This is a genomic window from Ruegeria sp. SAZA006 (genome assembly GCF_059613465.1).
In genome coordinates, this window is the sequence record NZ_JBXWSO010000016.1 from 234,051 (window position 1) to 249,334 (window position 15,284).

Below are 15,284 nucleotides of genomic sequence, written 5' to 3' on the forward strand. Positions count from 1 at the left end.
TTAGAGCCTGTTTTGGAGGCAGATATGCAAAATCCCATCTGGTTTGATCCCACCCTGTGCCTGATCGGCGGCGATTGGGTCGCGACCGAAGACACGCTGGATTTGACCAACCCGTCCGACGGCACGCCGCTCTGCCGGATCGCGCGTGGTGGGGTGCCGCAGATCGATGCCGCCGTGCAGGCCGCGCAGGCCGCGCTGGACGGCGACTGGGGCCGGATGACCGCGCTGGAGCGGGGCCGCATCCTGACCCGTCTTGGACAGTTGGTGCAGGACAGGATCGAGGAGCTTGCGCTGCTCGAAGCGTTGGACGTTGGCAAACCGCTGACCCAGGCCCGTGCCGACGCACTGGCGCTGGCGCGCTATTGCGAGTTCTACGGAGGCGCGGCGGACAAGGTGATGGGCCAGACCATCCCCTATCTCGACGGCTACACCGTCTATACCCTACGCGAGCCGCATGGCGTGACCGGCCATATCGTGCCTTGGAACTACCCGATGCAGATCATCGGCCGCTCGGTCGGGGCGGCGCTGGCGATGGGCAATGCCTGCGTTCTGAAACCGGCGGAAGAGGCCTGTCTGACAGCACTGGCCTTTGCCCATCTGGCAACCGAGGTCGGTCTGCCGCCCGGGGCTTTGAACGTGGTGCCCGGCATCGGGGCTGAGGCGGGGGCGGCGCTGTCCGGCCATCCGGGTGCGAATCACATTTCGTTCACCGGGTCCGTGGCGACGGGCGCGCTGGTGCAGCGGGCGGCGGGGCGCAACGTGGTGCCGGTGACGCTGGAACTGGGCGGGAAATCTCCGCAATTGGTTTTCGATGATGCCGATCTGGAGGCCGCGTTGCCGTTTCTGGTGAATGCGGGCATCCAGAACGCGGGCCAGACCTGTTCGGCCGGGTCGCGTGTTCTGGTGCAGCGCGGGGTCCATGCCGAGGTCAAGGCGCGCATGGCCGCCGCCTATGCCGACCTGACCGTCGGCCCCGCGACCGAGGATCTGCGCGTCGGGCCGCTGATCTCGGACCGGCAGAAGCAGATCGTAACCGGCTTTTTGGCGCAGGGGGCCGATCTTGAGATCGCAGCACAAGGCCGGATCGTGGATCACGCGCCGCCGGGCGGGGCTTATGTGCGCCCGATGCTGTTTGGTGACGTGCCGCCCGATCATCCGCTGGCGCAGCAGGAAATCTTTGGCCCGGTGCAGGTTCTGATCCCCTTCGACACCGAGGAACAGGCCATTCAAATCGCCAACGGCACCGATTACGGGCTGGTGGCCGGGGTCTGGACGCGGGACGGCGCGCGGCAGATGCGGCTGGCCAAACGGCTGCGCGCGGGGCAGGTGTTCATCAACAATTACGGCGCGGGCGGCGGGGTCGAGCTGCCGTTCGGCGGGGTCGGAAAATCGGGCCATGGCCGCGAAAAGGGGTTCGAGGCGCTGTACGGTTTTTCCCAGTTGAAAACCGTGGCCGCCCATCACGGCTGAGCCGGGCTAGACGATCACTTCGATCGCTTCTTGTTCCCCTACGCCAAAGACGCGCTTGTAGCGCGCGATCTCGTCTTTCGGCCCCATCGCCTTTTCGGGGTTGTCCGACAGTTTCACCGTCGGCCGCCCATTGGCCGAGACTGCCTTGCACACCAGCGAGAATGGCGCCAGCGCATCCCCCGGCACCAGACCGCGGAAATCGTTGGTCAGCAACGTGCCCCACCCGAACGAGACCTTCACCCGGTCCGCGAATTGGCCATGCAATTCGCGGATCTTGTCCACATCGAGCCCGTCCGAGAATATGATCCGTTTCTGGCTGGGATCCTCGCCGCGCGATTTCCACCAGTCGATGGCGATCTCGGCGCCCTTGGCCGGATCGCCGCTGTCGATGCGGATGCCGGTCCAGCCGGCCAGCCAGTCGGGCGCACGGTCCAGAAACCCCTTGGTGCCATAGGTGTCGGGCAGGATGATCCGCAGGTTGCCGTCATGTTCGTCATGCCAGTCGCTCAGCACGTCATAGGGCGCGCGGGCCAGTTCCTCGTCGGTTTCGGCCAGCGCCGAATAGACCATCGGCAGTTCATGTGCATTGGTGCCGATCGCCTCGACCTCGCGCCGCATGGCGATCAGGCAGTTCGACGTTCCCGTGAAGGCCGGGCCCAGCCCTTCGATCATCGCCTGCACGCACCAGTCCTGCCACAGGAAGGAATGCCGCCGCCGGGTGCCGAAATCTGCGATCCCCAAACCGGGAATGCTGCGCAGCGTTTCGATTTTTTCCCAGACACGGGTCATGGCGCGGGCATAGAGAACCTGAAGCTCGAACCGGCGCATGTCGTTCAGAACCGCGCGTGAGCGGAGCTCCATCAGCACCGCCAAGGCAGGAATCTCCCACAGCATGACCTCGTGCCATTTGCCTTCGAATGTCAGCTCGTACTGATCGCCGCGGCGTTCGAGGTGATAGGGCGGCAGGCGCAGATTCTCGAACCATTCCATGAAATCGGGGCGGAACATCTGGCGTTTGCCGTAGAAGGTATTGCCCCGCAGCCAGGTGCTTTCACCCCGGCTGAGGCTGAGCGAGCGGATATGGTCCAGCTGTTCGCGCAGTTCGCCCTCGTCGATCAACTTGGCCAGGGGGACGTGATTCGAGCGGTTGATCAAGGAAAACTCGACCGTTGTTTGGGGTCGGTTTCGAAACACTGACTGGCACATCAGCAGTTTGTAGAAGTCCGTGTCGATCAACGACCGGACAATCGGGTCGATCTTCCATTTGTGATTGTAGACACGGGTCGCGATGTCGACCATGGGGAACTCCTGCCATTTCCGTTGTTAGATCAATCAGGGCGGTGAATGGCAAGAGTCGCGGATTTGGTAACAATGCCAAGGACAGGCCATAATGCGGGCATAATGTCTGTTCTTTTCGCGGTCTAGTTAGTCGGTGGGATGGTACGAGAAGGTAGTAGTTGGTTGAATGGGTCTGGCTTACGACTTTGATATTGTAACGATTGCAAAAGATGGGGGCGATTGCGGTTCGTCGGCTACGACTGAGCCGAAAACCGCAACGGTCTGCGCGCGTTTTCGCGATGTGAAGACGGCTGATGCTCTGAGGGGGGCGTCACCGAATCTGCGTCAGGTGTTCGTAGATGCCGGATTCATTCTGGACAGCCACGGCAGTGGTGAATCGCGTGGTTTCTATCCGCCCGAAGACGCCGCGGCCCGCGAAAAGGTCCTGCGCCAGCTGTTTGCAAATATTCGGGCCACGGGATTGCGCGGCCAGTATTGCGGTGAATTCGATCTGCGCGGCTTTCTGCGCCATGTCCGCACCGCGCAGCCTGGGATCGGCATCAAACGCCGCGATCCGGTGCGCCGCCCGCAACCGGCCACACCTGCGCCCGCAAAACCTGACCGAAGAACCGTGCCTGGGCGCATTGGCTTCGCCCTTGGCCTTGCGGTTATCGTGTTCGTCCTGCTGAAATATCTGGCTGCGGCCGGAGCGACGCCCTGAACCGCTAAGCCAGCGTAACGCCCGAGTCGTGCATGGCCTGTTCCGCCGCTGCGAGCGACCCATCCAGATCGATTGCGCGGCAGGCGTCGGTTCTGACGGTCACGTCAAAGCCCAGCCGGGCCGCATCCACCGCCGAATAATGCACGCAGAAATCGGTCGCCAGGCCTACCAACGTCAGCCGGTCGATCCCGCGCGTGCGCAGATAGCCTTCCAGTCCGGTGGGCGTGGTGCGGTCGTTTTCGAAGAAGGCCGAATAGCTGTCGATCGCACTGCGGAAGCCCTTGCGCAGGATCAGGTCGGCGTCGGTGCGCAGGTCGGGGTGGAATTCGGCGCCGGGCGTGCCCTGCACGCAGTGGTCGGGCCACAGGACCTGTGGGCCATAGGGCATCTCGACCAGATCATAAGGCGCCTTGCCCGGATGGGATGACGCGAACGAGGAATGACCCGCCGGGTGCCAGTCCTGCGTTAGGATCACCGCATCGAAATCGGGCATCATAGCGTTGATCGGGGCGACGATCTCATCCCCGTTGGGAACCGCCAGCGCGCCGCCGGGGCAGAAGTCGTTCTGGACATCGATCACGATCAGGGCATGGGTCATGGCGGCCTCCTTTGCGTGTCCTATCGGTAGGGGGGCGGGCGGGGGTCGTCAATGCGGTGTCTTGCGTTGCGGGGGGCCGCGCATTAGATCGCGGCCATGTACACGATCGCCGCACTGTATCACTTTACCCGTTTTGCCGACCCGGAGGCCTTGCGTGTGCCGCTGCTGGAGCTGTGCCGCGCGCAGTCGGTCAAGGGCACACTGCTGCTGGCGCATGAAGGCATCAACGGCACCATTGCCGGCCCCCGCGCCGGGATCGACGCGGTGCTGGCGCATATCCGGGCGCTGCCGGGCTGTGCCGATCTGGAATGGAAAGAGGCCACCGCCAGCCAGCCGCCCTTTGGCAAGATGAAGGTGCGCCTGAAGAAAGAGATCGTGACCATGGGCCAGCCGGATGTCGATCCGCGCGCCCGCACCGGCCATTATGTCGAGCCGCAGGACTGGAACGACCTAATCCGTTCGGATGACGTGGTGGTGATCGACACGCGCAATGACTATGAGGTGTCGATCGGCACGTTCGACGGCGCAATCGACCCTAAAACGGCCAGTTTCCGCGATTTTCCCACCTGGTGGGAGCAGAACAAGCACCGGTTCCACAACAAGCGCGTCGCCATGTTCTGCACCGGCGGCATCCGCTGCGAGAAATCCACCAACTATTTGCTGGGGCAAGGGGTCGAGGATGTCTATCACCTGAAGGGCGGCATCCTGCGCTATCTCGAGGAGGTCCCGCCCGAAGACAGCACCTGGAAGGGTGAGTGCTTCGTGTTCGACAATCGTGTTTCCGTAGGGCACGGGCTGGTCGAGGGGCCGCACCAGCTGTGTCATGGCTGCCGCCGCCCGATCCTGCCTCAGGACAGGGACCGCCCCGAATACGAGCATGGCGTGTCCTGCCACCAGTGCATCCACGAGACGTCCGAGGCCGACAAGGCGCGGTTCCGCGAACGGCAGAAACAGATCACGCTGGCACGGGCGCGGGGCGAAGAGCATATCGGCGGACAATAGCTTCGAATCCCGCAAAAAAGCTTGCGATGATGCGCCCGGCGTTAAAATATGGCCGGTACCCGTGCTTGGGGAGGGGGGACGATGGCGCATGATCCAACCACATTGCAGGATTGGAAGCCCACGCTGATCGCAGCGATGGGCCTTGTCATGCTCAGTGCTCTGGCTTGGTACATCCTTTCACACCTGACCGAATCCGCCGCCGGCGACACGATCGGAGCCGCGGCCACCATCGGGTTGGCGATTTGGCTGTTCTCTCAAACCTGGTACTACATGGCGCTTGTGCGCTCGCCCAAGCGGCAGTTGCTGCTGATGGGAATTTCCTTCATCCAGGTCGTGCCGTTTCTGTTCGCTGCAGTCTACGGGTCATACGGGTACTTCGATCTGTGCGTTGAAGGCGCCCGCGGTCCGGCGGATGTCCTGTATTTCTCGTATGTTACCTTCACGACGGTTGGTTTTGGTGACTTGCGGCCAGTTGGTGTGTGCCGCGCCCTTGCCGTAGCTGAGGCGATTACCGGCTATATTCTACTGGGTCTGTTCGTGGCAGCGGCCGTGGGGCTGTATGGTCGGTCGCATCGCCATCGCCATGACAAAGACGCCTGAGCCCGCCGGCCACATTTCTTCACTTGTTCCGATCAATCCATTGCGACATCGCACGTTTGTCGCGGAAGCACTCGCTGGGGATCGGGCGGCGTTTTGTGCGCGAGATCCGCTCGGCAAAGGCCACCTGTTTACCCGTCGGGTAGTCGGCAAAGGGGGAGGGATCGTGCGGCTTGTGCGCCGAGATCCAATCGGACATGGATCGCCGGTCGCGCTGCGCCTCGACCGGGATCTCCAGAGCGGACTGCTGGGCGATCGCGCGCGCATAGCGCATCTGACGGTCTGTGACGGGCAGAATGTGGTAGTCGTTGGTCGGCCCCATCGGGGTGGATTTGCGCAATGACTGTTCCATCTGGTGATCCTCCGATCATGCAGAACAGAAATGGAACATTAACCGTTTTTTTCAAGAGGGTCCCTTTTTTTGTTGGCAAAAATTCGCCCAAAGCAGCGCTTTATTGACTGATCAATCAATAATCATTACCTGCGGATGAAACCGACCGGCACCTGACTCCCCGGGGCCCGAGAAAAAAGGATCCGCAATGAATGTTCAGCCCAAGGCCAGCCACTTTGTTGATGGCGAATATGTCGAAGACACCGCAGGCACCCCGATCGACGTGATCTATCCGGCCACGGGCGAGGTCATCGCCCGCCTGCATTCGGCGACGCCGCAGATCATCGAACAGGCTCTAACAAGTGCAAAGCGCGCGCAAAAGGCCTGGGCGGCCATGACCGGGACCGAGCGCGGCCGCGTCCTGCGCCGCGCCGCCGACATCCTGCGCGACCGCAACCGCGAGCTGTCGATCCTGGAAACCCATGACACCGGCAAACCGTTGCAGGAAACGCTGGTGGCCGATGCGACCTCGGGCGCGGATGCGCTGGAATATTTCGGCGGGCTGGCCGGGTCACTGACCGGTGAGCATATCCCGCTGGGCGGCGGCGATTTCGTCTATACCATCCGCGAGGCGCTGGGCGTCTGCGTCGGCATCGGCGCGTGGAACTACCCGACCCAGATCGCCTGCTGGAAGGGCGCTCCGGCGCTGGCCTGCGGCAATGCGATGGTGTTCAAACCCTCGGAAACCACCCCCTTGTCGGCGTTGAAAGTGGCCGAGATCCTGATCGAGGCCGGTGCGCCCAAAGGCATCTACAACGTGGTTCAGGGCTATGGCGACGTGGGCGCCGCGCTGGTCACCGACCCGCGCGTGGCCAAGGTGTCGCTGACGGGCTCGGTGCCCACGGGCCGCAAGGTCTATGCCGCCGCGGCCGAGGGCATGAAGCACGTCACGATGGAACTGGGCGGCAAGTCGCCCCTGATCGTGTTCGACGATGCCGATATCGACAACGCCGTCTCGGGTGCGATCTTGGGCAACTTCTATTCCTCGGGTCAGGTCTGTTCCAACGGCACGCGGGTCTTCGTGCAGAAAGACATAAAAGAGGCCTTCCTGACCCGTCTGACCGAACGTCTGGCCAATGTGAAGATCGGCGACCCGATGGATGAGGCCGTGAATTTCGGCCCGATGGTCAGCGAGAACCAGATGAAGATCGTTCTGGGCTATATCGAGAAGGGCAAGACCGAGGGCGCACGGCTGGTCCATGGCGGTGCGCGGCTGGACCGCGAAGGCTTCTACATTCAGCCCACGGTCTTTGCCGACGTGACAGACGACATGACCATCGCCCGCGAGGAGATCTTTGGCCCCGTCATGTCGGTGCTGGATTTCGAAACCGAGGACGAAGTGATGGCCCGCGCCAACGCCACCGAGTTCGGCCTGGCCGCCGGCGTGTTCACCAAGGACCTGACCCGCGCCCATCGCGTGGTGGCCGGGTTCGAGGCGGGCACCTGCTACATCAACACCTACAACCTCGCCCCGGTCGAGGCGCCGTTCGGCGGGTCGAAAATGTCGGGTGTCGGGCGCGAGAATTCGAAGCTGGCGATCAACCATTTCTCGGAAATGAAAACCGTCTATGTTTCGATGAACGACGTCGAGGCACCCTACTAGACGATCCCAAATCGGGATTCCGGCCCAACTTGCACTGTTCCCGACATCTGGGGTCGGGAACAGAGCATACGGTGTGCGGACACTGTGGCTGACTTCTGATGCAGAGGGGTGACGCGCCCCCGCCAGTCAGGAGAGAAGTCCAATGAGAACCCATGCACAAGCCGTCGTGATCGGAGGGGGCCTTGTCGGTTGTTCCATCCTCTACCACCTTGCCAAGCTGGGCTGGACCGACGTGATCCTGCTGGAGCGGGACGAGCTGACCAGCGGTTCAACCTGGCACGCGGCGGCCAACATTCACGGGCTGCACGACAACAACAACGTCACCCGCATCCAGCACTACACGATGAACCTGTACAAGCAGCTGGAGCAGGAAACCGGGCAGGGCTGCGGCGTGTTCCAGCCGGGTTCGCTGTATCTGGCCCAGACCGAAGCGCGCGAGCACCAGCTGCGCCTGCAAGAGGCCAAGGCGCGGTTCTATGGCCTGAACTTCCATGAGATCAGCCGCGAGCAGGCGATGGAGCTGCACCCGCTGGCGCAGTTCGATGATGTCCGCTGCATCATGTATGAACCCGACGGCGGCAACGTGGACCCCTCGGGGGTGACCCATGCCTATGCGGCCGGGGCGCGGGCGCTGGGGGCCGAGATTCAGCGGTTTTGCCCCGTAATCGGGACTGAACCGCAGCCCGATGGCTCGTGGATCGTGCGCACGGAAAAGGGCGACATCCACACCCAATGGGTGGTCAACGCAGCCGGGTTGTGGGGGCGTGAGGTGGCGGCTTTGGCCGGGCTGGCCCTGCCGCTGCAACCGACCGAGCACCAGTATTTCGTGACCGAAGCGATTGACGAGGTGGCAACCCTTGGCCGCCGCCTGCCCTCGATCGCCGACCGCGACGGCGAGTATTATTTCCGGCAGGAAGGCAACGGGTTGCTGATCGGCGCCTATGAGAAGGACATGCGGTTCTGGGCCGAGGATGGCACGCCGCTGGATTTCGCCCATGACCTGTTTCCCGACGATCTGGACCGGATCATGGAGAACGTGATCCGCGCGACCGAACGTGTGCCGGTGGCCGCGACCGCAGGCGTGAAACGGGTGATCAACGGCCCGATGATCTGGTCTCCGGACTCCAACGCCATCTGGGGGGCGGTGCCCGAGCTGCGCAACTATTTCTGCTGCACCGGTATCATCCCCGGCTTTTCGCAATCGGGCGGGCTGGGGCTGCTGGCCGCGCAATGGATGATCGAGGGCGAGCCGCAATACGACATGTTCGCCTGGGATCTGGCGCGGTTCGGCGAATGGGCCGACAAGAACTTCACCAAGGCGCGGGTCGCCGACCAGTATTCCCACCGCTTCGCCATCCATTTCCCGAACGAAGAGCGCAGCGCCGGCCGCCCCGCCCGCCTGCGCCCCGCTTACGTGATGCAGAAACAGATGGGCGCGGTCTTTGGGTTGAACTGCGGCTGGGAACACCCGCTGTGGTTCGCCGACCAGCCCGGAACGGTCGAGACCAACGGCTTCACCCGCCAGAACTGGTTCGAACCGGTAGGGCACGAGGCCCGGATGCTGCGCGAGCGCGTGGGCGTGATCGACATCTCGAACTTTGCCAACTACGTCATCAAGGGGCCGGGCGCGCATGACTGGCTGGATCGGTTGGTGGCCAACCGGGTGCCGACCGAGGTGGGACGTTCATGCCTGACCCCGCTGATTTCCGTGCGTGGCGGTGTGGCGGGCGATTTCACCATCACCAAGACGGCCCAAGACGACTACATGATGATTGGTTCGGGTATGGCCGAACGCTATCACCAACGGTTCTTCAACATGGTGGACATGCCCGAGGGCACCACCTTCGAAGTTGCCACCAACCGCATCGCGGGCTTCAACATCGCTGGCCCGAAATCGCGCGAGGCCTTGCAACGGCTGACCAACGCCGACCTGTCGAATGAGGCGTTCCGCTTCATGCGCTCGGCCACGATCGAGGTTGCCGGGGTCACCTGCCTTGCCATCCGCGTCAGCTTCACCGGCGATCTGGGGTGGGAGCTGCACTGCGCCGAAAGTGATCAGATCAGACTCTATACAGCGCTTCTGGACGCGGCCCGCGCCTGCGGTGGCGGGCCGGTCGGCAGCCGGGCTCTGGGCGCGTTGCGGATCGAAAAAGGCTATGGCTCATGGGGGCGCGAGTATTCTCAGGAGTACTGGCCACACGAGGTCGGTCTGGATGGGTTGATCAAGCCAGACAAGGATTTCCTGCACAAGGAGGCTTGGCTGGCGATCAAGGACAATCCCGCGCGCGAGGTGCTGTCGATCTTCGAGGTTGATGTCACCCACGATGCCGATGCCAGCGGAGGCGAGCCGATCTTCACCCCCGATGGGACGCCCGTAGGGCGCGTCACTTCGGGCGCCTATGGCTATACGGTCGGCAAGTCGCTGGCCATTGGTTATGCCAACCCAGCCGTGGCTCAGCCGGGTGACGAGGTGCATGTCTTCATCCTGGGCAAGCCGCACAGGGCGCGGATCCTGCATGCGCCTCCGTTCGACCCCAAGGGCCTGCGCCTGCGTGACCAAAAACCGGCGATGGAGGGTGCCAAGTGACCGAAACCTTCGCCCGCGTTGCCGAGTTTGTTCTGAACCGCCCGGCGGACCAGATGCCCGACAGCGCGCGCGAAGCGGCGGCCCTGATGCTGTTGGATACTTTGGGCATCGTGATCGGCTCGACCCCGATGGAGGCCGGCGTGATCGCCCGCGATACTGCGGAATTGCTGTACGGAACGACCGATCATGCGTTCTCGGCGCGGATGCTGTGTGATGGGCGTCGGGTCAGTCTGGCGGGCGCGGCCTACGCTGCCGCCACGCAGACCGACAATCTCGACGGACACGACGGCTACAACCCGACCAAGGGGCATATCGGTGTCGTGGTCATACCCGCGCTGTGCGCATTGACCGAGCACTGCCCAAACCTGTCGGGACCCGATGCGTTGGCCGCCGTCATCACCGGCTACGAAATCGCGGGCCGCGCAGGTATCGCCCTGCACGCCACCGTCAGTGACTATCACACCTCGGGGGCGTGGAACGCACTGGGCGTGGTTGCCATGGCGGCCCGCTTGCGGGGCCATTCACCGGACCAGTTGCGCCAAGGCCTTGGCATTGCCGAATATCACGGCCCCCGCAGCCAGATGATGCGCGAAATCGCCAACCCGACCATGCTGCATGACGGCTCGGGCTGGGGCGCGCTGGTAGGCTTGTCGGCGGCGATTCTGGCCGAGCGCGGCTTTACCGGCGCCCCCGCCATCACCATCGAGGAAGCCCGCGCGGCACCCTATTGGCAGGACCTCGGCACATTTTGGCAGATGGAACATCAATACGTGAAACCCTATCCGATCTGCCGCTGGGCCCATGCCGCCATCGACGGGCTGCGCACGGTGATGAACACGCACGATCTGACCCATGACCAGATCGCCCGCGTCGAGATACATAGTTTTCACGAAGCGGTTCAACTGTATTCGGGGATGCCCGAGACAACGTCGCAGGCGCAATACTCGCTGCCATTTGCCGTCTCGACTTTTGCAGTACACGGGCGGATCGGGGTAGAGCACATCAGCGGCGATGGACTATCCGATCCGATCGTCGCCGATTTCCTGAACCGCATCACCGTATCCGAGTCGGACCGCCATAATTCCCGCTTTCCCGCCGGGCGCTGGGCCGACGTTCAGGTAACGACGCAAGACGGTCGCGTTTTCAGCTCGGGCGACATCCATGCCCGGGGCGGGCCTGAGGCTCCGATGTCGCGACAGGACGTCATCGACAAGTTTGTCGAGTTTTCTTCTGCAGAAATCGGAGAGTCTGCTGCCAAGAATCTGAGCAGGGCGGTTTTGAACCTTACCGATCCCGGCACCCGGTTTAGTGACATGGTGCAGCCTCTCTACCGGTCGGCCAAGTTGTCAGCCTGACCGGACCAACCTTGCAGTTGCAGAGGATAGGTCGACAGCGTTTCATATCGTGCCCCGTCCGGCCGTAATGTCGAAGACTTCAGGTTGAACTGGGTCACGAACATGGTGGCTTGGGGAACTGGGATTTGCAAAAAGCCCTTGTTTAGAGCCGATTCAATACCCCGAACGATGGTGATATGTGGTCGAAAGCGGCGGCGTTGCAGCCTCATCCCGGCCAGCCTAATGCACTGCAGGACGCTTTCATGTAGGTGCAGGAGTTCGGGATCGGGCTCTACCGCCATGTGCAGCGAATTTCCGAAACTGCCCAGCCCGGACAGTCTGATGGAAAAGGTCCGGCACTTAATCGCCTCGAGATGATCATTCAGTTCAATCAAGGCGTCCCGGGTCCGGTCGCCCAGGAAAGCCAGCGTCAGATGAAGGTTTTCAGCAGGCAAACTTCGACCGCTATGTGCTGCGCGCGCGACGTCGGTGCATAGCTGGGCGATTTCGGAAGATACGGGAATGGCGACAAAACACCGAATGAGCGCTCCGGACATCCGTTGCCCCTGATCTGGATAAGGTTGAATTTGCCGGGCAGTCTGCCGGTGCTTGCATTTTCAGACAAGCGCATGCTCTCAATGCGAGCCGCATAAGCCGGCCGTTCGTCGCGCCGATCCTGACTATTTCAATTCAGTTGTCACGTTCAGCAATTCGGCTATCTTCTGTCGCGTGTCGGCGCTGACCTCAAGCAGCTGTTCTGCATCCCAAATCGGCTTGTCTGGGGTTCGCTGCACTGGCGCACGCAGGGTCGAGCTCAGATCTATGACCCGCCCCAGCGCGGTGTCCTTCGCCCCAACTTCTTCCAAGTTGAACCCCGCCCACCATGACAGGCGCGCGGCGGTATCCTCATCCCCTATGTCCCGCCAAGCCTCAACGGCGGCCGCGTAATTACCCATATCCGTCAGGGCTTGGGCCCGCAGCCTTTCAGCGTCATCGGAGGGATCCTCGGCCAATTCGCGCAGGGCCAGATCCGGTCGGTTTTCCAGCAGCGCGGCCCGTGCCCGAAGGATGGCGCGTTCGCGCCTGCGCGTCCCATCCGAACCTGCGCCCGTCAAGTCTCGGGCTTGCTTGGCAAAGCCGAGGTCCGCAAAACGCTTGGCTAGCAACAGCGAAGTCTCGGTCGAAGCAGACTCTAATTCGTGATTTTTTAGGATGCTTGCATACCGTAGGAAGGTCAGGTCATCGGCCCGCTCTGCTGCCAGCTGCAAGATAAGATTGCGCGTGCCGGACCAGGTCTCGTCTCGGCTATGGGCATCAAGAATATCGAAGGCCGCGGAAAACTCGCCGCCCAGGGCAAGCGCCAGGGCGTGACTGCGGGCCATGACCGGACCCAATTCAGAATTGCGCACTTCGATTGCATAGCCCGAGATCAGGTCGATTTGCCGTCGCGAAACGGCCCCACCCTCTGCCCACTTCTTTTCAACAAGCCGGGCCAGGGCAAGCGGGGCTTCCAAATCCGAGCTTGGGTTGTCGATGACGTCGTTCAACAAAATGTCGCTGGTGTCCGCATCACCCTCAGCGGCAGCAACAGTTGCCTGCGCGAGTGTCACCTCGGGGTCTTGCAGAGTTTGGACGCGATCCACCGAACGTAGTACCCGCCGGGCGGCCTCAAGCTGACCGGATTTGACGAATATGTCGGCCAGCCGGGGCCCAAGGATCCGGCGTAGATGCTCAGGAAGCCTCAGGAACGCCTGCTCCATCCGCTCCTGCTGCGCATCATCCTGCAACTGGCCATCTGCCATCGCGGCCCACATGGCAACCGCGCCGTCGCAGCGTTGCAACCCCCGCAGTTGGTTAGGCTCTGATACAGGCTGATCATCAATTATTTGCGCGACCGCTCGAATCCATTCCTGTTCCGGCGATGCATCTTCCATCAACTGCAGAACCTGAATGGCCTCTGAACCGAAACCCCAGTGTGCCAACAGCTTTGCAAGCTTGAGCGCGATGGATCCGTCGACCCTGTCGAACTCCAGGAACAACCCCGCCCGCAGTTCAGCCACCTCATGCGCAAAGGGCCGACCGTCAGACCAGGTGTCGAACCCCAATTCGGCATCCGAAATACAGGCTGGCAGCGACTCCAGAGGTTGCAGTGGTGGCTCTCCCAGTTTGCCCAACTCGTCAAGGATCGAGCTTACCCGGATATGGGCAGGCAAATCCCGCGCGATGCCCGGAAGCGTTTCAGTCGCCGAGGCACGCGGACCCGGAGGTGTGACGTTCAGGTCCACAAGCTCGCGATCCGCGCCTTGCAACAGACGGGTCGCAAGGCGCTGCTGCAGGCCATCGCGATCCAGTTGCAGAAGGGGGGCAACGATTTCAATTGATGGAGTTTCGGCCTGTGGACGACGTTTGGAAGTCTGCTCTGGGATCACAATCGATGGAATGTCCAGACTTGGCGGAGGCAAGGTTTTTTTTGCCGCGATGTCCACAACGATCATCGTATCCTTGTACAAAAAAGCGGTCGCCGCGCAATCACAGCCGAAGTCCAGCTCAAGCGGCGCGCCGGGATCGGCCTGCGATATGGCCTCAAGCCGGCCTGCGGACAATCGTGCAAAGACCGATCCGGTCTTGAATTCCACGTCGTCCAAATCGACCGCCAGGCGAGCGCCGTTTTTCCGGTGGGCGAGGCTCCAGGTGGTGCCCACAGGAACGCTGAGAACAAGCCGCGTGAAGCCGTCATGTTCGCCGGACCGCACCGGAACGTCCTTCGCCAGCACACCAGTTGCCGATGCGCTCAGGCCAAGAGTCAGGAGAAAAACCCGGATCATGCTGCCGCCTGCTTGATCTCTTTCAAGGCTTCCTCCAATTCGGTGAAGCCGGGGCGATTGTGGGTCGGCGTGTTCTGGCGACCAACCTCGATACACATTGCGGGGTTGTGATTGTGCAAGTTGGCAACCAGAACTTCCCGGATCAGTTGATAAAAGTGATTGTCTTCCTCCACGACCGCTTTCAGCTTTCCGGCGAAGGGGCCGACCAGCCCGTAGGCCAGAAAGACGCCCAAGAAAGTCCCGACAAGGGCACCACCGATCAACTTGCCCAAGACCTCGGGCGGTTGGTCGATCGAGCCCATGGTCTTGATCACGCCCAGAACGGCCGCGACGATCCCCAGTGCCGGCAACCCGTCCGCCACAGTTTGCAGGGCGTGGCTGGAATGCATGGCATGGTGGAAATTGGCATCCATCCGCTTTTCCAGAACCTCTTCAACCTGATGTGGATCGTCATAGTTCATCGCCGCCGACCGCATGGTGTCGCAAATCAGGTCCACCGCCTCTTTGTCCGCCTGTATCCTGGGGAAGGTCGCAAAAATTGTCGAGTTTTCAGGGTCTTCGATATGCTGCTCGACCTCGACCGGATTTGAACGGGCAAGCCGGATCAGCGAGAACAGAAGGCACAGCAGATCGCGGTAGTCTTCGGGCTTCCATTTCGGGCCTTTGAAAACCTTGCCCAGATCCTTGATCGTGTGTTTGACCGCCGACAGGTCATTGCTGATCAGAAAGGCGCCGATGGCGGCCCCGCCGATCATCATCATCTCGAACGGCAGAGATTTGAGGATGATCGCCATCTTGCCGCCGGCGGCGAGGTAGCCGCCGAACACCATTACGAAAATAAAGACGATTCCAAGAATTCCGATCATGTGGTCTCTCCG

Annotated in this window: 13 protein-coding genes; 7 read left to right on the forward strand and 6 right to left on the reverse strand. The window is 62.0% G+C overall.

Features of this window, described 5'->3' with window-relative positions:
- Positions 1-24 precede the first annotated feature (24 nt).
- Entirely contained in the window at positions 25-1,470 is a 1,446-nt protein-coding gene (locus AC2FNZ_RS16265; protein ID WP_496841260.1) for an aldehyde dehydrogenase family protein, read from the forward strand.
- A gap of 6 nt (positions 1,471-1,476) precedes the next feature.
- Here AC2FNZ_RS16265 and pncB read toward each other — a convergent pair whose 3' ends face one another.
- A complete protein-coding gene (gene pncB, locus AC2FNZ_RS16270; RefSeq protein WP_496841261.1) occupies positions 1,477-2,769 on the reverse strand; it encodes a nicotinate phosphoribosyltransferase in 1,293 nt (430 codons plus the stop codon).
- A 328-nt stretch (positions 2,770-3,097) separates the two neighbouring features.
- Here pncB and AC2FNZ_RS16275 point away from each other — a divergent pair, with 328 nt between their 5' ends.
- Complete coding sequence (locus AC2FNZ_RS16275; RefSeq protein WP_254444245.1) at positions 3,098-3,469, forward strand: hypothetical protein; 372 nt, start codon at positions 3,098-3,100, stop codon at positions 3,467-3,469.
- Between the two features lie 4 nt (positions 3,470-3,473).
- Here the strand turns inward: AC2FNZ_RS16275 and pncA are convergent, their stop codons facing one another.
- Positions 3,474-4,067 (reverse strand): bifunctional nicotinamidase/pyrazinamidase, encoded by a 594-nt coding sequence (gene pncA / locus AC2FNZ_RS16280; protein WP_093964084.1) that lies wholly within the window; start codon positions 4,065-4,067, stop codon positions 3,474-3,476.
- 96 nt (positions 4,068-4,163) lie between these two features.
- On the opposite strand from pncA, the gene trhO reads away from it, so the two are divergent.
- Both trhO and AC2FNZ_RS16290 read left to right on the forward strand, forming a co-directional pair.
- Positions 4,164-5,069, forward strand: a complete 906-nt coding sequence (trhO, locus tag AC2FNZ_RS16285) for an oxygen-dependent tRNA uridine(34) hydroxylase TrhO (RefSeq protein ID WP_496834546.1) — start codon at positions 4,164-4,166, stop codon at positions 5,067-5,069.
- An 81-nt stretch (positions 5,070-5,150) separates the two neighbouring features.
- Positions 5,151-5,669: a potassium channel family protein gene (locus tag AC2FNZ_RS16290; RefSeq protein ID WP_170525631.1), complete on the forward strand. Its 519-nt coding sequence runs from the start codon at positions 5,151-5,153 to the stop codon at positions 5,667-5,669.
- Between the two features lie 19 nt (positions 5,670-5,688).
- Here the strand turns inward: AC2FNZ_RS16290 and AC2FNZ_RS16295 are convergent, their stop codons facing one another.
- Positions 5,689-6,018 carry a hypothetical protein gene (locus AC2FNZ_RS16295; protein WP_093964087.1) on the reverse strand — a complete coding sequence of 110 codons (330 nt, stop codon included), beginning with the start codon at positions 6,016-6,018 and terminating at the stop codon, positions 5,689-5,691.
- A gap of 187 nt (positions 6,019-6,205) precedes the next feature.
- On the opposite strand from AC2FNZ_RS16295, the gene betB reads away from it, so the two are divergent.
- From betB to AC2FNZ_RS16310, 3 genes are all read left to right on the forward strand, one after another.
- Positions 6,206-7,660 (forward strand): betaine-aldehyde dehydrogenase, encoded by a 1,455-nt coding sequence (gene betB / locus AC2FNZ_RS16300; RefSeq protein ID WP_496841262.1) that lies wholly within the window; start codon positions 6,206-6,208, stop codon positions 7,658-7,660.
- Between the two features lie 142 nt (positions 7,661-7,802).
- On the forward strand, positions 7,803-10,247 hold the full coding sequence (locus AC2FNZ_RS16305; RefSeq protein ID WP_496841263.1) for a GcvT family protein: 2,445 nt from the start codon (positions 7,803-7,805) through the stop codon (positions 10,245-10,247).
- A complete protein-coding gene (locus tag AC2FNZ_RS16310) occupies positions 10,244-11,602 on the forward strand; it encodes an MmgE/PrpD family protein (protein WP_496841264.1) in 1,359 nt (452 codons plus the stop codon). Before AC2FNZ_RS16305 ends, AC2FNZ_RS16310 begins: the two co-directional genes overlap by 4 nt.
- Here the strand turns inward: AC2FNZ_RS16310 and thpR are convergent.
- The 3 genes from thpR to motA form a co-directional block, all read right to left on the reverse strand.
- Positions 11,575-12,138: an RNA 2',3'-cyclic phosphodiesterase gene (thpR, locus tag AC2FNZ_RS16315; RefSeq protein ID WP_496841265.1), complete on the reverse strand. Its 564-nt coding sequence runs from the start codon at positions 12,136-12,138 to the stop codon at positions 11,575-11,577. The genes AC2FNZ_RS16310 and thpR overlap by 28 nt on opposite strands.
- Before the next feature lie 123 nt (positions 12,139-12,261).
- Complete coding sequence (locus tag AC2FNZ_RS16320; protein ID WP_496841266.1) at positions 12,262-14,406, reverse strand: hypothetical protein; 2,145 nt, start codon at positions 14,404-14,406, stop codon at positions 12,262-12,264.
- Positions 14,403-15,272, reverse strand: a complete 870-nt coding sequence (motA, locus tag AC2FNZ_RS16325) for a flagellar motor stator protein MotA (RefSeq protein ID WP_093964093.1) — start codon at positions 15,270-15,272, stop codon at positions 14,403-14,405. The genes AC2FNZ_RS16320 and motA overlap by 4 nt, the downstream gene beginning before the upstream one ends.
- Positions 15,273-15,284 lie beyond the last annotated feature (12 nt).